The following is a 22,860-nucleotide window of genomic DNA, read 5'->3' as shown; positions in this document are numbered from 1 at the left end:
CTTGTAGACCTACCGTCGGGCAGACGGGATGTTAAGTCTGTGGAGTTTGTGTGAGACTTGGGGAGCATGGGTTGATTCGCCATCGTAAAAGCTCCCACTGTGGAACTTTTATGCGATAACCAAGCCTGTTCCCTGAGCAACGAACTATGAAACAGAAACGTTCTTGAGCGATCAAGAACCCTCGCCCGATAGGGCGGGGAGTGTCAGTCTGTATCCAGTGACTCATAAAGCGAATCCAAATTCACGCTGTTCAAAAACTCTTCGGCAATTTTTGTCAGCTCACCGGATTTGAGTATCAGAGCGTTACTGTCGTTGAATGCCTGGCGCAAGTAGGCATCCCTGCCATATTCCTGAAACCAGGAAGAGCTGTTGATTTCAGACATCATGGCATACAGCTGTTTCGGTGAGGATGGATCACGAGCTCCATATTTGTATGGTTTATCAATTTCAGGCTTCACGGTAGCATCGGCCCAACAATACGTTAAGCTACCACCTTTCGAATGCGTCACTTCATACAGGTAATGACTAAAGGCCTGCTGAATTGCCCGCCTGTATATGGCTCTTAAATCATCTAAAAGCTTCTGATTCTGCCTTAATACGTCAAAGGGCTGTTGTATGGCTTTTTCCAATAACTGTTTCAATTCCGGGCTATTGTCAACTTTTCGTTGCAACAGGGCTTCGACCCTTTCATTAATCACAGTGCTGTTCCAGGAAGGCTGCCCCATGATAATCACCGGACGGTGGTTCGCCTTGCCCGAGATTAACTTTGGAAACGCAGGCGAGTGCACCAGCATTCGTTCTATATTCGGCATACCCTCAGGTTCGTTCGACCAGCCGGTCCCTAAAGACCGACTGATAATGAAATCTTCAAAAGACTGCGAAAGCCCGTTATGACAGTGAGTGACCAATAAGGCATCACCTTCTTTCTCCCGGAAGTTCCTGTAAGCCAACCGCCATGCAGGGCTACTTTTTTTCCTGAATACATGCTTATACCATTTTTTCAGGCAATCAGCGGCTTTAACCTTCAGTTCATCGACGCCTTCCAGACGCACAAATATCTGGTGATATCTATCAAATCCCCAGAGACGGTTGTCAAAGTGCACTGGATCCAGCCAACCCAATTCCATGGCACCAAGTGCCAGGTGGATAGCCGAAAGTCTGGTTATGTCGATGTCTTGCAATATGTGCAGCAATGTCATTATCCACTTTAAACTGCTTGCTTCGGCCTGATCAATCACTGTCGAATGGATTGACTTGAGTCGTTCAATGACCTGATATTCAACACTGTTGCACAATATGTGCATTAATGCTCCTCTCATCAGTTTAAAGTCCATTTCCTGATCGATCAGTGCTTTGGTTTCCAATGTCTCCAGCATTGAGACTCCCATGAGAAAACCGGCTAAATTGTTTTCCTGCCGAGGGTTCTTTACCATTTTGGAATTACCTGAATGGGTTTCCGGCAATGCACTGTTTTTCTCAAGGGCTTTGTTCAGCTCCTCCAGACTCACGCCAAGGTTTTTAGCCAGAGCTTGCTTTTGGGCCAAATCACCCCCTTTCAGGAAAGCCTCAATCTTCTTTGACTCATCGCTGGAACAACGGATCTTTCTGTTGGGCTGGAAAGCAGACAGGATTTCTATTGCCTTGAAAGGTGCTCCACCCAAATCCACGGATTTCCAGGTTTGACCGTCATCCACGGAGTACTCGGCAAATGAGTGAATAGCGCTTTGAATCTTTCGACAGGGAATCCCGAAATAACGACAAAAAGCAATAAAAACAGGCACACGATGAAGACAGTGCCCTTGCCGCTGTGTTACAAGGAATTTAAAGAAATTTTCATGGCGCTCTGGTTGAACCTTACCCGAAAACAGTCGGCAATAGTCCGTGATCGCCCTGATTCGTTGCAGCGTGTTTTTAGGGGATTTTATTTGCCGCAACAGCATCTTTACTTCGGATGGGTGGTCAGTTCTCGCGAACAGTTCATCCAGTACGGTTTTGATACCTTCTGAACAGTGGCTGTCAAACCATGTTGATCGTTCCGCACGGGTTCCTTTGGCAGGCGTTTTTTTGCCCGGCTCTCTGGATTCTACGACATAAGCCAGGTGAATACGCTGGTTGGCCTGGACCTCAGTAACAGTCAGTGTATGAAGACCGGTATATCGGTTCCTGACCAGGGTAAATGGCACATCAGGTTTTAAACGCAGGGCCACGATATAGTCATTAACTGTCAGGCTGGGCAATGCATGTCGACCATTGCCCGATATCCGGTTAAAAGTCGCCAGCGTTTGATCTCTGGTTAATGTCAGTTGCTGATCAGGCCCCGGCAACCGGGTCGGTATGAGGTTTTCGAAGCCATCAATGTCTTTATCATTAAGATCGATCTCTTTAACCTCACCCTCAGCAGACACATAAATATCCTTTGCCCGCCAGCGATACATATAGGAAGGGCTCTGTGTCTTAAAAATTTTATAATCCTCAAGTTGTGGTATCTCCTGGCACTCATAGTCCGTTGTCCGATCCAATGTCGGAGCCTGATTCTCGTGGACTTCGGGATTGTAGGGTTCAGGAGCCTTATCACCGCCAACAGCTGACACTTGGTTACTGCAACCGTCAACCCGAAGGTTCTGCAGACCGCCCATCTGATGCCAAAATGCAGGCCATAGTTTAATGTCACATAGTTTAACGTCATGGGCATTCCATGCCGCTATCCGCTGTTCAGCGTCCTGAAGATAAGGCTGGGAAGCTGGTAATTTCAGCGTTTGTTCCTGTTCTTCCGAGAGGGGAAAGACGCTATTGGCGTCCATGCCTGTCTGGCAAAAGTTACGATCAAACCAGCGTTGCTGCCAGTGTCGGTACCGTGCCTGGGTGAGGATATCGTCCGATTCATCCGGTTTCAGGGAAAGACCGGATGCCCGCCACCGGGCCTGAGCCAGTCTTTTGATGATCTCCGTTCTGGCTTCCTTTGCATTCAGATCAGCATCAATAAGCATTTCATGGCGTTTCTCATCCGTACTGTTGAGATAACTGCGTCGTATCAACCACGGACGATCAATGTCCGATATTGTTTGGTTTAACCATTTGCAAAGTCCGGAATCAAACTCACCATTACTCATGGCAATAGCTGATGGATCTGGCAGTTCCTCCAGCGATAGTTTTGCAGCCATCAGGTAAAGTCGGTAGTGCTGATTGAGGCATTGACGAAGTGCTTTTTCGCTAAAATCGCCTTCTCTGTTAACAGCCATCGCGACATTCTGTAAATCGCGACTGGTCGGTTGTAACGGCAGGTCTTTCCGTTGCAGGCAGGTTCTTAAACGACAATGTTTTTCAGTCAACCGTTTAGCCATGATTTTTCCCTGCTCGTTCGCTGGCAAGACTTTTTCGGCAATGGTCTGTAATTCGGTCGAGCTGTACTGCCGGATCGGCAAATGCCTGAAACGCCCTTTCAGCGCCGGTGATAAGGGTTTTCGCCCGCTGTACTCAGGCGGGTTGATGGTGGCAAACAGGTGGAAACCCGGATGGGCGTCACCGGCCAGAATATCGTTCAACTCCCCTTCCAGGTGCTGGCTGTCGATCAGGTTCATCTCCGAAATTACAACGATGCCGCCATCGACTTTTGCCTTCTGGATGGCTTCACACACTTTGTCCCAGGAACAATCACAGGCATTCAGGAGAAAAACTTCCGGCATCGACTCTCCCTGTTGTTCAGCCTGCTGTTTGATACTTTCGATCATAAGATTCAGCGTGGCATCCTTACCCCGTCCAGCCGGACCTTCAATCAGCGTCGCCTGTCGTCCGCCGTGTTTTATGTTGAGATGATAAGCCTGCTGAGCGCGGCTTAAATCCTGTCCAAGCCGTTGTGCCAGCTCAATGACCGCCGATCCGGAGGTATCAAACTCAGGTCGGATTTCTTTGGTCAATGTTCTGAAGTCCTGCAGAATGTCTGGCAAGGTTTGGTTATGAACTCTGTCGCGCAGGGTGTTGTCCGGGTGGTAGCGTGCAGCAAACCAGATTTCCAGTGCCGAAAGGGCATCCTGTTGAGTCTCGGTGATTTCGGGACCCAGTAGATCCCGGAAACTTTGCCGGATCAAACTGTTCAATTGCTCACAGCTGGCACTGTCTTCTTTGGATAAGGCACGATCCAGATACCAACCCACCCAACTGCAGATATCCGTTAAATCCCTGGGAGTAAATTCATGCCCGGACAACAGCTCCTGATAAAATTGCCACAGTGCCATCACACTCTTGCTGGCACTGTGTGCAATGTCGTTTATTTGCTGCTCCGGCAGATGCCGTTGTAAATGCCTGACCAGAGCCGGCTCCACTACCCTGTCGCGAAGGAATGCCTGATCCAGGCGAGGGTAGTAAGCTCTGGGCAGTTTCTCTTTCAGGGCCGGGTCCATTTGGCGCCCGGAATAATGATCGGGATTGCCGGTAAGAATCACCCGGTGTTTTTCGCTGACCTTGACAGGATGACCATTCACATAGATGCAGGGTTGCGGTTCCCATAAGCCGTTCAATGATGCCAGCAATCCGGCTTTGGTGAGGTTGGCTTCATCCAGAACCAGGGTAATGTACTCTTTTCCAACACAGCCTCCGTCTTTGTCGGATTCGGTTTTGGCCCATTCCATCAGCGCCCGGTTTTGCAGCACCATAGAGCGGTCGCCATCGGCGTGTTGTTGCCACTGCCAGCGTTTCATCAGGGTCTGTTCGCTGTCGGAAGGCCCAAGGGAAATGACCGTAGCCTGCCCTGAAGCGTTCGCCATTTTGGCGGAAAAGTAACTTTTTCCGGTGCCGGTTTCCCCTTGCAGGAATATAACAGGAGAGTCCGTAAGCCGGTCATGGAGTCGGGATAAGCGACGACTTTCACGATCCTTCTGACTTATCTCACCGTGATAAAGATCCCGGGCCAGTGCTGATAAGGGCATATCAGTGGAACCCGTCCATTTCAGTGATTCAGACAGTCGATGTTCTATGCGTTCAATGCCTTCTGTTTTGGAAGTCGCTGTTCTGGCCCTATGAAAACAATCGCTGGCCAGGGCGTTAATGGTATCGGATCGGGTCTGCCCCAATGGCAAAGTTAACTGCCAGCCACAAGCCAGTGCATCCTGCAAACGTTTAATCTGTTTTGTTGGCCTGACGGCTAATGATTGACAGGGCTCTGATGCCGCCGGATCGACTTCTAACTGATACGCCATCGCATCTCGTTTTTCTTCAGGTGCATTGGCGACGATCATGGTACAGAGCCTGTCCAGAACTTCTTTTTCATTCTGCTCTGAAAATGGACTTTTATAGGACAGTTGTAATTTTTCATCAAAGACTGCCGGGTCAAAGGCTCTGGCCAGTGACCACAGGTTCTGCTCCACAAACGCTCTATCCAGGCGCAGAGAATTGTTGATAATGGCATTTAAGTGATCCGGGTCTATCGAGGCGGTTTGATCTTCGTCCGGCGTCTTATCTGGTAACAAGTGCCAACAGGCCACTTTCATAAAATCCCTCACAGTCGGATGCAGCCGGGTACCATGGGTGATGACGCTATTGATGGCCTTGCGCCAGTGGCAGGGCAGGAGCTGCGCGGACTGCTCAACCTGCTTTGCCCGCCGGGCAGCCAGTATCAGGTTATTCAACAACCCTTCGGTCATTACAGGCAGAGAGTTTTTAAGGCCGACAGGTACGGTTTTAAACGCTTTGTAAAGTTTATCAACTGCTTGTTCTGGCAGCTCAGTTCCGGGGATATGATGCTTGTCGGCATTGATAGCCCAGAGATCGACTTCAGGGCAGCGTTTACCTGTGGCGACCAGCGAATTAAATACTGAAGACGGGCTCTTGGCAGACTCAGGCCAGAGCAGGGTGACATGAGCTTGTGGGTAGGCCTGTAATTGGCCATTCACCAACAGAGGTTGCCCGGCAGCCAGAGGTTCCAGCAGGTGCTGAAGCGTTGGATTACTCTCCAGCCCACGGAATACGACCGGCTTGCCAGCGGTTAATGCCTTCTGCAACTCACTCTGACTTCGTCCAAAATGGGCCTTTTGCTCCGAGGTGATATGGATATTATCAAATAGCTGGCTGAAGCCGGTCTGTTCATTGACCTGAATGACCAGAGGTGCTGGCTGGTGATTATTGATCCAATGGCTTGCCTGGGCATGTTGCTGATAAGTGACTGTTTCAAAGGCAGCGCGATTTCTGGTTTTTTCCAGTGGCATGGGCAGAGGGTATTCATCGTTTTCTGCCAAGCCCAGGACTTTCGGCCGCCGTTTTGAATGAGCCACCTGAAGCCCTGGCTGCAAACCTGTCTTCTCGCGAATCCTCTGCAGTGAACCCAGCAAACGAAACCAGAGCGCCTCACTGAGGGGAGACGTTACGGTGACGACACCCCCCGCCTGAACTTGTTCCAACAGACAGGTGTTTGGGGCTGCATGGCCATCCGGGGCAATGGCAATAGGGCTCAGCCATTCATTGATATTACCCTGGTTAATGATGATCGGGTTTCCTGGTGCCTGCTCTTTATCAAGTCCTTTTTCACCTTCTGTGTCACCTTCTCTGTCGCAGGAGCAGGAAAGGCTCTGGAACAATGAACGAAGCTCATCATTCCCTACCGGCATTTGATAAAACTGAACATTGTCGGGTAACGGACAAATATTCCCGTTGCTCTCAAAACATTGTTGCGCCAGCATCTGACGAATCGACTGTTCAAAGGCCAGGTCCTGCCAGTTGGCCCCTTTCAGAATGACCCGTTGTCCGGCTTTTAATGACTCAAGCCTGCCGGGGAGATGCCGGATTCGCCCCTGTTGATCCACTCCGGGGCCGCCCAGAAGTATGTGTCGCCAGTTTTTGTGTAAGTGACAGTCAATAAGAACAGTATTGCCGTCATCCAAAACACTTTCGGCGGGGAATTCAGTCAATACTGGAGGAACCTTGTCGATGCTCATTGATGGGTCATTGCCGGTCTGAGCATCGAACCACCAGGTATTTTCCGGTCGATTAATTCGGCGCCAGAAATCAGCACCGGGTGCGTCGGCCGAGGGCGCTTCGTAGCTCTGGCCAACCGATGCCAGCTGCGCAGGGCTTGCCAGGACCAATAGAGAAACATGCTCACCCAGAGGGCGTTTCTTCTGGCTGACTTTGTCGTATAGACAGGGATTATCCGGGTCCAGCAGATCGTTAAACTTTGGCAGCTCGTCGCTGGTGAGTTTTCGGATATCCATCACCAGCGTTAGTGGCTTTGAACCTTCAAAGAGCTTGCCAGAACCCAGAGTGTGGCGACCGTCGGCGGCAATACTCAACCGGCTCACCAGATTAGCCTGTGAAAGGTCATCGGGGTGGGAAATAAGGATGACATCCCGACCTTCATCGCCGGTTCGGGCAGCCAGAAGCTGTCGAACCTCATCATCATTGGCAACAAAACGGAAATCGAAGGAATAAGGGGCTGCCTGTGAGGAATCGGTTGAGGAAAGGGTACCTGCTCTGTCAGACAAGGTCATCGGAGTTGACGATAAAGCTTTGACAGTGACAACAGGGTCGATGCCTTCAACCTTTGGCGGTGAACCGAACTGTGATCTCTCTGCTGGCATGCCATTATGGGATACGCCATTGTTACAAAAGGAGGGGGTTATTCCTCCGCCAATCTGGCCATCCATAGCCACTTCTCCTGTCCTTTGAGAGGCTAAATTGAAATTGTTTGATCATTTGACCTTCGGATTGAAGAGAAGTTCATTTGGATAGTTATGCCATTGAAGGAAGTCATCTATGATCACATTCTTAATGACTCATAAAACGAATTTAAATTCATATTGCTCAAAAATTCATCAGCAATTTCTGTCAGCTCATTGGGTTTGAGTATCAGAGCATTACTGGTGTTGAGTGCCTGCCGTAGGTAGTCATCCTTAACAGAGTTCTCAAAAGAATAAGAGCTGAAAACAGAAGCCATCATGGCATACAGCTCTTCTGGTGAGGATGGGTCATGAGCGCCATATTCCGGCCTGTTGGCATCACCGCCCCAACAATAGGTTAAACAATCGCCTTTCGAGCGTGTCACTCCGTAAAGATAAAGACTGAAGGCCTGTATTAACGCATGCAAGCATCTCTCGTTTGAATCACTCAAAAAGCCTGCATCCTCAGGAGATATCCCAAGGTGGGCTAGTTCGTTTATTTGCGACAGTTGCTTCGAGTTCAGGCTATTCTCAACGGCTGTTTGAATCAGAGCTTCGATCTTTTCATAGAGCACAGAGCCGTACCAGTGAGGTTGCCCCACGATAATCACCGGACGGTGGTTTGCCTTGCCCGAGTTTAACTTCACAAATGCAGGATGGTGCAGCAACATTTTTTCTATATTCGGAGTGCCCTGAGGTTCGTCCGTCCAGACGGTCTTTATGGATGAGCTGGTCATTTTTTCTTCAAGCAGTGGCGAAAACCCTTCATGACAATGAGTGACGAACAAGGTATCACCATGTTCCCGTTGGAAGCGTTTATAACTGCGTTCCCATTCCAGGCTATTTTTTCCCCTGGACAATAATCCCCGGTACCACATTTTCAGACACTGGGCGGCTCTGGCCTTTAGCTCATCGACGCCTTCCAGACGCACCAAAAGCTGATGATGTTCAATGGCTCCCTTAACAAGGCTCTTGCAGTCCGGCAGTGGATCCAGCCATCCCGATTTCAGGGCTTCATAGGCAAAGTGAATAACCGAAGGGTTGTCCAGGTTACTCTCTTTCAATATACGTGTTATTGAATTCAACCAGTCTTCAGGGTCGGCCCCAGCCTGATTTATCATTTTTGAGTGCAGTAACCTGAGTTGTTCAGTGACCTGATTTTCATCACTTTTGGACAATATCTGTTTGACCGCCTTGGACATTGGCCTGTGACGACCTTTACTGTCATCCAATTCGCCGATCAATTTCATCTCAAAATAGCCCAATGTTTCTGTCTCCAGTAATATTGAGACACCCATGACAAAACCGGTTAAATCTCCTCTCGCCCAGAGATTCAATACCGTGTTGTAAGTGTTCAGGTTCGTTGCTGGCAGTGCACTGCCTGTCTCAAGGACGTTGTTCAATTCCTCAAGGCCCATACCCATGGCCTCAGCCAAAGCTTGCCGTTGTGCTGAGTCAGCCTCTTTCAGGAGATCACCGATCTTCTTCGACTCAGAACCAGAACCGCTGACCCTTCTGTTGGGCTGGAAGAAAGACAGGGTTTTTGTTGCCTCGACAGGCGACCCGCCCAAATCCACTGGCTCCCAGGTTTGACCACCATCCACAGAACACTCTGCAAAGGCATGGGTACGGTTAGATATTTGCCGACATGGAATACCAAAATAACGACAAAAAGCGATAAAAACAGGCACACGATGACGACAGCTGCCTTGCCGCTGTGTTATGAGGAAGTGCAAAAAATTGCCATTTTGCTCTGGCATAGCAGCACCGGAAAACTCTCGGCAATAGTCCCCGATTGCATCAATGCGTTGTCTCGTGTTTTCAGCGCTTTTTATTCTCTGCAAAGGCATTTGTATTTCGGGTAGTTGTTGCTCAATGTTCTCAAGCAGTTCCCTGAGTACTGTTTTCATACCTTCTGAACAGTGGCTGTCAAAACCTGTTGATCGTTCGCGGCGGGCTGCTCCGGCAGGTGTTTTCTGGTCCGCTTTTCTGTGTTCTACAACATAAGCAAATCGGATACTCTGGTTGGCTTTGGCCTCTGGAGCAGAGAGTGTGTGAAGCCCGGTATATCGATCCCTGATCAGGGTGAATGGCAAACGGGGTTCTGTTCGCAGGGCCACGATATAGTCGTTAACTGTCAGGCTGGGCAATGCAAATTGACCATTGTCGGATGAGATGTCCAGGGTTGCCAGGGTTTGATCGCTGGCTAATATCAGTTCCTGATCCTGTTCTGGCAACCGGGCAGGTATGAGAACTTCGGCCCCCTGTATGAACTGATGACTGATATTGATACTTTTGATTTCACCCTCAGCAGATACATAAATATCCTTTGCCCACCATCGATAAATCCCGGGAAAATGGTTCGGTAAATCAAAAATTATATAGCGGTAAATTTGTGGCTTTTGCAGAGCCTTATAGTTCGTTTTCCGGTCTAATGCCGGAGCCTGTTCCTCGTGGTCTTCCGGGAGGTATTTTTCAGGAGCCTTATCACCGTCAATAGTCAACGCCCGGTTTAGAGGTTGTGGCTCTTGGTCGGTTCCCTGAGCCAATGCCGGAGCCTGTTGGTCATGGACTTGTGGTATGTCTTGTGATGCATCGTTAATAAAATTGTCTACCAGATGATTCGTCAGATCACTTAGCTGGTTCCAAAATGCAGACCACCCTTGAAGGTCACGAGCGTTCCATGCACTTATCTGCCGATCAGCCTCCTGAAGGTAAGGCTGGCAAGCCGATAGTCTCAGCGTTTGTTTCTGTTCTTCCGTCATGGGAAAAACACTATTGCCGTCTGCGCCTGCCCAGCCAAACTGGCGATCAAACCAGCGTTGCTGCCAGTGTCGGTATAGTGCCCGGATGAGCGTATTGTCGGACTCATCCGGCTTCAGGGATAGACCGGATGCCTGCCATTTTGCCTGAGCTACCCTCTTGATGATTTCCTTTTTGGCGTCCTCTTCATTCAAAAGAGTGTTGAAACAAATTTCGTGGTTTTTTTCATCAACACTGTTGTGATCACTGCGTCGAATCAGCCATGGACGATCAACGTCCGGTACTGTCCGGTTGAACCATTCGCACAGGCCGGAATCAAGTTCACCTTTATCAAGGGCAAGAGCCGAAGATTCGGGCAGTTCATCCAGCGATAGGTTGGCAGCCATCAGGTAAAGCCGGTAGTGTTGATGGAGGCATTGATGAAGTGCTCTGTCAGTAAAATCGCCGCCTCTGAAGACAGCCCTGGCGACATTCTGTAAATCACGGCTGGTGGGTTGCAATGGCAGTTTTTTGCGCTGCAGGTAAGCCCTTAAAAGACAATGTTTTTCTGTTAGCTTTTTAGCGACGAATGTCCATTCCGGGGACTCTGGCAACAGCTTTTCGGCAATGGTCTGTAATTCTGCCGGGTTATACTGCCGGATGGGCAAATGCCGAAAACGTCCTTTCAGCGCTGGTGATAAGGGTTTTCGCCCACTGTACTCAGGTGGGTTGATGGTGGCAAACAGGTGGAAACCCGGATGGGCGTCACCGGCCAGAATATCGTTTAACTCACCTTCCAGGTGCTGGCTGTCGATCAGATTCATTTCTGAAATCACCACGATGCCGCCATCGACTTTTGCCTTTTGGATCTTTTCACACAGTTTGTCCCAGGAACAATCACAGGCATTCAGAAGATAGACTTCCGGCATGTATTCATCCTGTTGCTCAGCCTGCTTTTTAATAGCTTCAATCACCAGGTTCAGCGTGGCATCTTTACCTCGTCCCGCCGGGCCTTCAATCAGTGTTGCCTGACGACCGCCGTGTTTCCTGATGAAATGATAAGCCTGCTGACAGCGGTTTAAATCCTGTCCAAGTCGTTGCACCAGCTCACAGACTGCCGATCCGGAGGTATCAAAGTCTGGTCGGATTTTTTCGCTGACTGTGCTGAAGGTCTGCTGAATATCTGACAGGGTCTTGTTACGAACTCTGTCGCTCAGGGTGTTCTCTGATTTGTAACGGGCAGCAAACCAGATTTCCAGTGCTGACAGGGCATCCTGCTGAGTCTCGGTGATTTCAGGCCCCAGTACATCCCGAAAACTTTGTTGGATCAAACTGTTTATTTGCTCACAGGTCACAGTGCCGCGAGCGGGCAGGGCATGATCCAGATACCAGCCCACCCAACTGCAGATATCCGTTAAATCCCTGGGGGTAAACTCATGCTCTGGCAACAGCTCCTGATAATATTGCCAGAGTGCCATCACACTGTTGCTGGCACTGTCTGCAAAGTCGTTTATTTGATGCTCCGGCAGATGCTCTTGTAGATGCCTGAACAGAGCCGGTTCCACCACTCTGTCCCGAAGGAATGCCTGATCCAGGCGAGGGTAGTAAACTCTGGGCAGTTTCTCTTTCAGGGCCGGGTCCATTTGGCGCCCGGAGTAATGATCCGGGTTGCCGGTAAGAATCACCCGGTGTTTCGGGCCGACCCTGACAGGATGGCCATTGACGTAAATGCAGGGTTGCGGTTCCCAGAGGCCGTTCAATGATGCCAGCAATCCGGCTTTGGCCAGGTTGGCTTCATCCAGAACCAGAGTGACATAGTGTCCATCCTTGTCGGACGGAGTCTTGGCCCATTCCATCAATGCCCGGTTTTGCTGCACCATCGAGCGGTCGCCGTCGGCGTGTTGTTGCCACTGCCAGCGTTTCATCAGGGTCTGTTCGCTGTCAGAAGGTCCAAGAGAAATGACCGCAGCCCGTCCTGAAGCCCTTGCCATTTTGGCGGAAAAGTAACTTTTCCCGGTGCCGGTTTCTCCCTCAAGGAATAGAACGGGAGAGTCTTTAAGCCGGTCATGGAGCCGGGATAATCGACGGCTTTCACGATCCTCTTGACTCATCTTGCCGTGATAAAGATCCTGGGCCAGTGCTGACAATGGCCTATAAGCAGAACCCCTCCGTAGCGAATCAGACAGTCGATTTTCTATGCGTTCAATGCGTTCTGCGTCAGGATTTTCTGTGACATATTCTCCCCTGGCAATGTGTAAGCAGTCGCAGACCAGAGCGTGAATGGCATCGGATCGGGTCTGCCCCAGTGGCAAAGACAACAGCCAGCCAGAGGCCAGTGCGTCTTGCAGACGTTTGATCTGTCTTGATGGCCTGACGACTAAGGATTGATATTGTTCTGCTGCCGCTGGATCGACTGCCAACTGATTCGCCATTGCCTGTTGTTTTTCTTCAGGAGCATGGGCCAGGATCATGGCGCAGAAACTGTCCGGGACTCCTTGTCCATCCCATTCTGGAAATGGATTGTCATAGGACAGTTGTAAGTCGCCATTAAACACCGCCGGGTCAAAGGCCCGGGCCAGTTGCCAGGGGTTCTGCTCCACAAACTCTCTATCCAGCCGCAGGGCACTGTTGATGATGCCATTTAACCGATCCGGGTCTACCGAGGCGGCTTGATCCTTGTCCGGTAACAAGTACCAGCAAGCCACTTTCATAAAATCACGCACTGACGGATTCTGCCGGGTGCCGTGGGTGATAACGCTGTTGATAGCCTTGCGCCAGTGGCAGGGCAGGAGCTGTGGGGACTGGTCGGTCTGCCGTGCTCGCCGGGCAGCCAGTATCAGGTTATTCAATAACCCTTCGGTCATTTCAGGCAGAGGATTACAAAGGTCGCCAGGTACGGTTTTAAAGGCTTCGTAAAGTGAGCAAATTGCTTGTTCTGGCAATTCAGTCCGGGAGATATCATGCCTGTCGGCATTGATATCCCAAAGATCGACTTCAGGACAGGGCTTACCCGTGGAAACCAGCGAATTAAATACTGAAGATGAGCTTTTCAAAGACTCAGGACAGAGGAGTGTGACACGAGCTTGTGGGTAGGCCTGTAATTGACCATTCACCAACAGAGGTTGCCCAACCATCAGGGGTTCCAGAAGCTGCTGAAGCGCTGGATTAGTCTCCAGTCCCAGAAGCACAACAGGCTTACCCGCAGTCAATGCCTTCTGCAACTTACTTTGACTTCGTCCAAAATGGGCCTTTTGTTCCGAGGCGATATGGATATTATCAAATAGCTGGTTGAAGCCGGTCTGTTCATTGACCTGAATGACCAGAGGGGCTTCCGGCTGATGATTGATCCAGTGATTTGCCTGGGCATTTTGCTGGTAAGTGGCGGTATTAACGGCGACAGTATCTCTGATTGTATTTTGTAGCCTGGACAAAAGGCATTCGTCGTGTTCATTCAACCCCAGAGCTTCCGGCTGCTGTTTAGAATGAGCCACCTGAAGTTTGGGTTGCAGGCCGGTTGTCTCGCGAATCGTCTGCAGTGAACCGAGCAAACGAAACCAGAGTGCCTCAGTGAGGGGAGAGGTTACGGTGACGACACCTCCCGCCTGAACCTGTTCCAACAGACAGGTGTTGGTTGTTGCATAGCCTTCCGGGGCAATGGCAGTAGGGCTCAGCCATTCGCTGATATTACTCTGGTTAATAATGATTGGGTTTCCTGGTGCATTATCAGAGCAGGAGAGGCTTTGAAACAGTGAATAAAGCTCGTCATTGTCAACCGGCATTTGATAAAACTGAACATCGTCGGGTAACGGACAGACCTTGTCATTGCTTTCAAAGCACTGTTGCGCCAACAGCTGTCGAATCGTCTGCTCAAAAGTCAGGTCCTGCCAGTCGGCTCCTTTCAGAATGACTCGTTGTCCGGCTTTCAAAGACTCAAGCCTGCCGGGTATATGCTGGATTCGCCCCTGTTTATCGACTCCGGGACCGCCCATCAGTAACTGTCGCCAGTGACTGTGCAAGTGACAGTTAATTAAAACACTTTTGTCGTTTATGGTGCTTTCGCTGGAGGGGAGTTCAGCCAAAACCGGAGGAACCTTGTTGACAGTCATCGACGGGTGATTGCTGATTCGAGCTTCGAACTGCCAGGTATTACCTGGCCGATTAATGCGCCGCCAAAAGTCAGCGCCTGGTGCGCCGACCGGCGAAGCTTCGTCACGCTTGCCAACCGATGCCAACTGTTTAGGGTCTGCCACAACCAGCACAGAAACATGCTCACCCAGAGGGCGTTTCTGCTGGTTGACTTTGTCGTACAGACAGGGATTATCCGGGTCCAGCAGATCGTTAAATTTGGGCAAATCCTCGCTGCTGAGTTTTCGGATATCTATCAACAGGGTTAATGGCTCTGAACCTTCAAAGAGCTTACCTGAACGCAAAGTATGGCGACCCTCCCCGGAAATGCTCAACCGGGTCACCAGATTAGCCTGTGAGAGGTCATCGGGATGAGAAATGAGGGTGACATCCTGATGTTCATCGCAGGTTCGGGCAACCAAAAGCTGTCGAACCTCATCATCACTGGCGACAAAACGAAAATCGAAGGCGTGAGGTTTTTTTTGCAGTGAGGAATCGGCTGAGGATACGGTTCTCACTTTGTCAGGCATTGCCACCGAAGAGGGCGATGTCTTCAGTTTGGACGTCACCTGGTAGCAGATTTCTATGCCCTTTTCCTTTTCCTCTGATGGTTGCTTGGCTGGCACACGTCCATCAGGCACGTATCTCTCAAGAACAGGACTGTCTGTTTTTTCACCTATCTGACCATGCATAATCAATCTCTCTCCCGGAGGACTGCTTGAAGTTGGTTAATCGTTTGACCTTCAGACAGGAGAAAAGTTCTATTGGAGGGTTACCCGAAACCATTAAAGGGAAATCACTGGTCTCGAATAACTCATCACGATCCGGCTACTACCTGGTCCATCACTGCGTCACAAAGCGAATTCAAATTCACGCTGTGCAAAAACTCCTTGGCAATTTTTGTCAGCTCATGGGGTTTGAGCACCAGGGCGGTGCTGGCGTTTTGAACCTGCTTTAAGTAGTCAACCTTAACAAAACACTGAAAATCGAAAGAGCTTCCAATTCGATCCATCATGGCATACAGCTCTTTGGCTGAGGATGGGTCACGAGAGCCATAGCAGCTGCCCGGATCATACGACCTGTTGATGAGTGCATTACCCCAGCAATACGTTAGATGACCAGCCTCCGAGAGTGTCAAGTCACAGAGATAATGACAGAAGGCCTGCTCAACCGCTTCCCGACATTTATCTTTCAGGCTATATTGCGTATCTGTCGCAAAAAAGTTATTTATCCTCCCATCTTCGAAGAACTGCTTCATGCGAGGGCTGTTGCTGACTTTTTGAAACAGGGCTTCATACTTTTCACACATGTCTCCGTCGCCCCAGTTAGGTTTCCCCAAGATAATCACCGGACGGCGGTTCACCTTGCCCGACTTTAACTGCTCAAACGCAGGATCATGTACCAACATTCGTTCTATATTCGGAATGCCCTCAGGTACCTCCGTCCAGACGATCTGCATAGATGGATCGAGAATTTTCTTTTCAAGGAGTGACGAACTCCCATCATGACAATGAGTGATGAAGAAGGCGTTATTTTTTTGCTTTTGGAAGCTTTCATAGACCGGCGGCCATACCTGGCTACTCTTTCCTCTGGGCAATAATTTCCTGTACCACATTTTCAGGCAATGGGCGGCTCTGACCTTGAGTTCATCGATTCTTTCCAGAGTCAGCAACAGATTATGATGTTCTCTGGTCATCGTAACAGGGTTTTCATCGTCCGGCAGTGGATTCAGCCAACCCGATTTCAGTGCTTCATCGGCAAGGCGAATAAACGAAGGGGTTTCCTCATCACTCTTTGCCAATATATCCACTATTGATTTCATCCACTGGTGGGGGCTGGCTCCGTTCTGAACAATCATTTTTGAATACAATGACCTGAGTAGATCTGTGACCTGATCTTCGTCACTGTCGGACAAAATTTGCTGTACTGCTTCCGACAGCGGTTTATAGGTATACCCAGGGCCGTAACGCACATCACCGACCAATGCCTGCTCGTCAGGGCCCAGTGCTTCTGCCTCTAGCGACTCTAATAGTGAAACACCCGATGCAAAACCGGTTAAATCTTTTTTCTCCCAAAGGTTCCTTACTATTTTGGCTTGACTCAGATCATCGGTTACTGGCAATGCACTGCCTGTTTCAAGAGCTTTGTTCAGCTCCTCAAGGCTGATACCACAGGCTTCAGCCAGAGCCTGCTGTTGTGCCGAATCAGCCCCTTTCAGGAGATTCTTGATCCTCCTTGACTCAGTGCCACAACCACTGGCCCAATGGATGGGCTGGAAGTCAGGCAGGATTTCTGTTGCCTCGACAGGCTCCCCGCCCAAATCCACGAACTCCCAGGTTTGGCCTCCATCCAGAGAACACTCTGCAAAGGCGTGATCGCGGTTAATAATCTGTCGGCATGGAATCTCAAAATAACGACAAAGAGCGACAAAAACAGGCGTACGATGACGACAACTGCCTTGCCGCTGTGTTACCAGGAATCGAAACAAATTTTCACCGCACTTGGGTATAGAATCACCGGAAAACTGTTGGCAATAGTCCTTGATTGCCTCGGTTTGTTGCCTGATGTTTTCAGCTTTTTCCACGGTCTGCAGAAGCCGCTTTAATTCCGCTGACTGGTCCTCAATGGCCTCAAACAGTTCTTCCAGCACTGTTTTCATACCTTCGCAGCAGTGGGCGTCAAAACGTTTTGATTGTTCCGATCGGGCTTCTTCAGCAGCTATTTTTTCGCCGGGCTCCCTGGGTTCTACGACATAAGCAAATTTAATAATCTGGTTGGCTTCGGCCTCTGCAACTGTCAGTGTGTGAAGCCCGGTATATCGGTCCCTGACCAGGGTAAATGGCAATTCGGGTGTTATGCGCAGGGCTACGATATAGTCGTCAGGCGTCAGGCTGGGCAATTCATATCGACCATTTTCCGATGACCATTCAAAGGTTGCCAGCGTTTGATCTCTGGTTAATGTCACTTCCTGGTCAGGTTCTGGCAAGACTTCCGGAATCAGGACTTCGGCCCCCTGCAGGTGTTGATCATTAATATCGATCCATTTGATATCGCCCTTGGCAGACACAAAAATATCCTTTGCCCACCACCGATACATACCGGAAGAAAGGCCCGGCCTGTTAAAAATTATATGATTGTCAGTCTGTGACTTACCCCGTTTCCCGTAGCTTGTTCTCCGGTCCAATGCCAGAGCTTCTTCCTCGTGGTCTTCCGGATTGTATTTTTCAGGAGTGTTATCATCGCCAGTCGTCAGGGCTTCGTTAACAGGTTGTGGCTCATGGCTCGTGCTCTGAGCCAATGCCGGAGCCTGTTCTTCGTCGATTTTTGCAGCCCGCGCCTGGTCAACATAATGGTCAACCAGATGGCTCGGCAGATCACTCAGCTGATGCCAAAATGCAGGCCACAGTTGAACCGCATTGGCGTTCCATGCACTTATCCGGCGATCAGCCTCCCTGAGGTAAATCTGGTTAGCCGGTAATTTCAGCGTTTGTTGCTGTTCTTCCGTCAGGGGAAATACACGATCAGCGTTCACGCCCGTCTGGGCAAATTCAGAAGAAAACCAGCATTGTTGCCAGTGTCGATACAGCGCACTGGTGAGCACATCATCCCACTCATCCGGCTTCACAGAAAGACCGGACGCCTGCCACCTGGCCAGGGCCACTCTGTCGATGATTTCCGCTTTGGTTTCCTCATCGCTCTGAAGAGCGTTAAAGAAAATTTCATGGTTTTTTTCATCCATACCATTGCGATCACTGCGTCGTATCAACCACGGGCGATTAATGCCCGGTATCGTTCGGTTGAACCAATCGCAAAGTTCAACATCGGGCTCTCTTCTGGCCATGGCAAAAGCCGATGACTCGGGCAGTTGTTCCAGCGTTCTTCTGGCGGCCATCAGGTAAAGCCGATAGTGCTGATTGAGGCATTGATGAAGTGCTTTTTCGGTGAAATCACCGCCGCTGTTAACGGCCTTTGCCACATTCTGTAAATCAAGGCTGGTGGGCTGCAACGGCAGGTTTTTCTTTTGCAGACAAGCTCTTAATCGACAATGTTGCCGGGTCAGCTCTTTAGCCACGCTTTTCCCCTGCTCAGTTTGCGGCAACACTTTCTCGGCAATGGTTTGCAATTCGGTCGGGTTGTACTGCCGGATGGGCAAATGTCTAAAACGTCCTTTCAGCGCCGGCGATAGCGGTTTTCGGCCGCTGTACTCAGGCGGGTTGATGGTGGCGAACAGGTGGAAACCCGGATGGGCGTCACCGGCCAGAATATCGTTTAACTCACCTTCCAGATGCTGGCTGTCGATCAGATTCATTTCTGAAATGACTACGATGCCGCCATCGACTTTTGCCTTCTGGATCGCTTCACACACTTTGTCCCAGGAACAATCACAGGCATTCAGGTAAAAGACCTCCGGCATGGATTCTTGCCGTTGCTTTGCCTGCTGTCTGACACTTTCAATCATCAGATTCAGCGTGGCATCCTTACCCCGCCCAGCCGGGCCTTCAATCAGTGTTGCCTGTCGTCCACCGTGTTTCCTGTCAAGGTGATAAGCCTGCTGACAGCGACTTAAATCCTGCCCAAGCTGTTGCACCAGTTCACTGACTGCCGATCCGGAGGTATCAAACTCAGGTCGTTTTTTTTCGGTGAGTTGCATGAAGGGCTGCTGTATATCCCTGAGGTTCTGTGTACGAACTTTGTCGCTCAGCATGTTGTCCGGTTGGTATCGGGCAGTAAACCAGATTTCCAGTGCCAGCAAGTTATCCTGATAAGTCTCGGCGATTTCCGGACCCAGAAGATCCCGAAAGCTCTGCAGTATCAAACTGTTTATTTGCTCACAGGTAACAGGGTCAACGCTGGGCAGCGCACGATCCAGATACCAACCGACCCAGCTGCAGATATCCGTTAAATCTCTGGGGGTAAACTCATGTTCTGGTAACAGTTCCTGATAATATTGCCACAGTGCCATCACACTCTGGGTGGCACTGTGTGCAATGTCGTTTATTTCAGTTTCAGGCAGATGCCGTTGTAACTGATTGAGCAAAGCTGGTTCCACTACTCTGTCCCGAAGGAAAGCCTGGTCTAAGCGAGGGTAGTATGCCCCTGGCAGTTTCTCTTTCAGGGCCGGGTCCATTTGGCGCCCGGCGTAATGATCCGGGTTGCCGGTGAGAATCACCCGGTGTTTCGGGCCGACCTTGACAGGATGACCATTCACATAAATACAGGGTTCCGGTTCCCATAAGCCGTTCAATGATGCCAGTAATCCGGTTTTGGCCAGGTTGGCCTCATCCAACACCAGTGTTATGTATTCGTCGTCTTTGTCGGATTCGATCTTGGCCCATTCCATCAACGCCTGGTTTTGCTGCGCCATAGAGCGGTCGCCGTCGGCGTGTTGTTGCCACTGCCAGCGTTTCATCAGGGTCTGTTCGCTGTCGGAAGGTCCAAGGGATATGACCTTGGCCTGTCCTGAAGCCCTGGCCATTTTGGCAGAAAAGTAACTTTTCCCGGTGCCGGTTTCTCCCTGCAGGAATATAACGGGAGAGTCAGCAAATCGTTCATAGAGTCGCGACAATCGACGACTTTCACGATCCTTCTGATTCGTCTCGCCGTGATAAAGATCCCGGGCCAGTGCTGACAAGGGCTTATCAATGGAGCTGGTCCATTTCAGTGATTCAGACAGTCGCTGTTCTACACGTTCAATGCCTTCTGTCCTGGAATTCGCTGTTCTGGCTATGTGAAAACAATCGCTGGCCAGAGCCTGAATGGCATCGGATCGGGTCTGCCCCAGCGGCAAGGACAACTGCCAGCCAGAGGCCAGTGCATCCTGTAAACGTTTAATCTGTCTGGTTGGTCTGATGGCTAACGATTGACAGGGCTCTGTTGCCTTCGGATCAACTTCCAGCTGATAGGCCATTGCCTGTTGTTTTTCTTCAGGAGCATGGGCCAGGAGCATGGCACAGAAACTGTCCGGGACTCCTTCTTCGTACCATTGCGGAAATGGATTTTCAAAGGACAGCTGTAAGTCGCCATTAAAGACTGCCGGGTCAAAGGCTCTCGCCAGAGGCCACAGGTTCTGCTCGACAAACGTTCTATCCAACTGCAGGGTGCTACTAATGATGTCATTTAATTGATCCGGATCTACCGAGGCGGCTTGATCCTCATCCGGCGTCTTATCCGGTAACAATTGCCAACAGGCCACTTTCATAAAATCTCGCACGGAGGGGTGCTGCCGGGTGCCGTGGGTAATGACGCTATTGATAGCCTTGCGCCAGTGGCAGGGCAGGAGTTGTGGCGACTGGTCAACCTGCTGTGCTCGCCTGGCAGCCAGAATAAGGTTATTCAGTAACCCCTCGGTCATTTCAGGCAGAGGGTTACAAAGGTCAGCAGGTACGGTTTTAAAGGCTGCGTAAAGTTCATTAAGTGCTTGTTCTGGCAGCTCAGTCCGGGAGATTTTATGCCTGAGGACATTGATACCCCAGATATCGATCTCAGGACAAGGGGTGGCTGCGGCGACCATCGAAGCGAATACTGAAGATGGGCTGTTCGCAGACTCAGGCCAGAGTATTGTGACATGAGCCTGTGGGTAGGCCTGTAATTGGCCATTCACCATCAGAGGTTGCCCGACAACCAGGGGCTCCAACAGCTGCTGAAGGCTTGGGTTACCCTCGAGACCCAGCATTACAACCGGCTTGCCAGCCGTTAATGCCTCCTGCAATTGACTCTGGCGTCGCCTGAAATGGGCCTTAAGTTCCGAGGTGATATGGATCTCATCAAATAGCTGGCTGAGGCTGGTCTGGTCATTAACCTGAATGATCAAAGGGGCTTCCAGGTGATCTTTTATCCAGTGACTTATCTGGGCATGATGCTGGTAAGTGACGGTACTAAAAGCGGCCTGATTCCTGCTTTTTTTATCTTGCTGATGGCTCCCGGGCAGAGGGCACTCATCATTTTTTGTCAATCCCAGAGCTTCCGGTTGTTGTCTTGAATCGACCACCCGAAGCCCGGGCTTCATGCCGGTCGTTTCGCGAATAGTCTGCAATGAGCCCAGCAAATGGAACCAAAGAGCCTCAGTGAGGGGAGAGGTTACGGTGACGATCCCTCCCGACCGAACCTGTTCCAAAAGACAGCTGTTAGGGACGGCATAACCTTCCGGGGCAATGGCAATCGGGCTCAGCCATTCCCTGATATTGCTCTGGTTAATGATGATCGGGTTTCGCGGTGCGCCGAGGGAAAGTCCTTCCTCATCGTGTTTGTCAAAACAGCAGGACAGGCTTTGGAACAGTGAATGAAGCTCGTCATTCCCCACCGGCATTTGATAAAACTGAACATCGTCCGGTAACTGACAGACTTTCCCGTTGCTCTCAAAACACTGTTGCGCCAGCATTTGTCGGATCGTCTGTTCAAAGGCCAGGTCCTCCCAGTCGGCCCCTTTCAGAATTACCCGTTGCCCAGCCCTTAATGACTCAAGCCTGCCGGGGGTGTGCTGGATTCGTCCCTGTTTATCGACTCCGGGGCCGCCCAGCAGCAACTGTCGCCAGTTATTGTGAAAGTGGCAGTCAATTAGAAGGGTATTGCCGTCTATAGCGCTCTCGGCAGAAGGGAATTCAGCCAATACCGGAGGAACCTCGTCGGTTTCCATCAACGGCTCATTGCTGGTTTTTGCGTCAAACTGCCAGGTATTGTCCGGTCGATTAATTCGCCGCCAGAAGTCTGCACCCGGAGCGTCGGCCGCAGGCGCGTCGTCATGCTGGCCAACCGATGCCAATTGCACAGGGTCTGCCAGGACCAGCAGAGAAACATGAGGTCCCAGAGGGCGTTTCTGCTGACTGACTTTGTCATACAGACAGGGGTTATCCGGGTCCAGCAGGTCGTTAAATTTTGGTAGCTCATCGCTGCTGAGTTTTCGGATATCCATCACCAGGGTTAATGGCTGTGAAGCCTCAAACAGCTTGCCTGAACGCAGAGTCTGGCGACCGTCGCCGGAAATGCTTAACCGGGTCACCAGATTAGCCTGTGAGAGGTCATCGGGGTGAGAAATAAGGGTGACATCCTGATGTTCATCGCCGGTCCGGGCAATTAAAAGCTGTCGAACTTCATCATCATGGGCGACAAAACGAAAATCGAAGGCATGAGGATTTTTTTGCAGTGAGGAATCCGTTGAGGATACGGTTCTCGCTTTGTCAGGCATTGCCACCGAAGAAGGCGATGTCTTCAGTTTGGACGTCACTTGGTAGCAGATTTCTATGCCCTTTTCCTTTTCCTCCGATGATGGCTTGGTTGGCACAGGTCCATCAGGCACGTATCTCTTAAGCGCAGAACTGTCTGTTTTTTCACCAATCTGACCATCCATAATCAA

Annotated in this window: 3 protein-coding genes; all 3 read right to left on the bottom strand. The window is 50.4% G+C overall.

Annotated features, from left to right (window positions below):
- Window positions 1-203 precede the first annotated feature (203 nt).
- Window positions 204-7,631 (bottom strand): AAA family ATPase, encoded by a 7,428-nt coding sequence (locus ACOMG9_RS20825; protein WP_494529337.1) that lies wholly within the window; start codon window positions 7,629-7,631, stop codon window positions 204-206.
- Window positions 7,632-7,744: 113 nt separating this feature from the next.
- Complete coding sequence (locus ACOMG9_RS20820) at window positions 7,745-15,202, bottom strand: AAA family ATPase (protein ID WP_448218294.1); 7,458 nt, start codon at window positions 15,200-15,202, stop codon at window positions 7,745-7,747.
- Window positions 15,203-15,327: 125 nt separating this feature from the next.
- Window positions 15,328-22,854 (bottom strand): AAA family ATPase, encoded by a 7,527-nt coding sequence (locus tag ACOMG9_RS20815; protein WP_494529336.1) that lies wholly within the window; start codon window positions 22,852-22,854, stop codon window positions 15,328-15,330.
- Window positions 22,855-22,860: the final 6 nt, after the last annotated feature.

It is taken from the genome of Endozoicomonas sp. PH6C, assembly GCF_059322965.1.
Note: the sequence above shows the minus strand (reverse complement) of the source record. Positions and strands in the feature narration are given on the sequence as shown.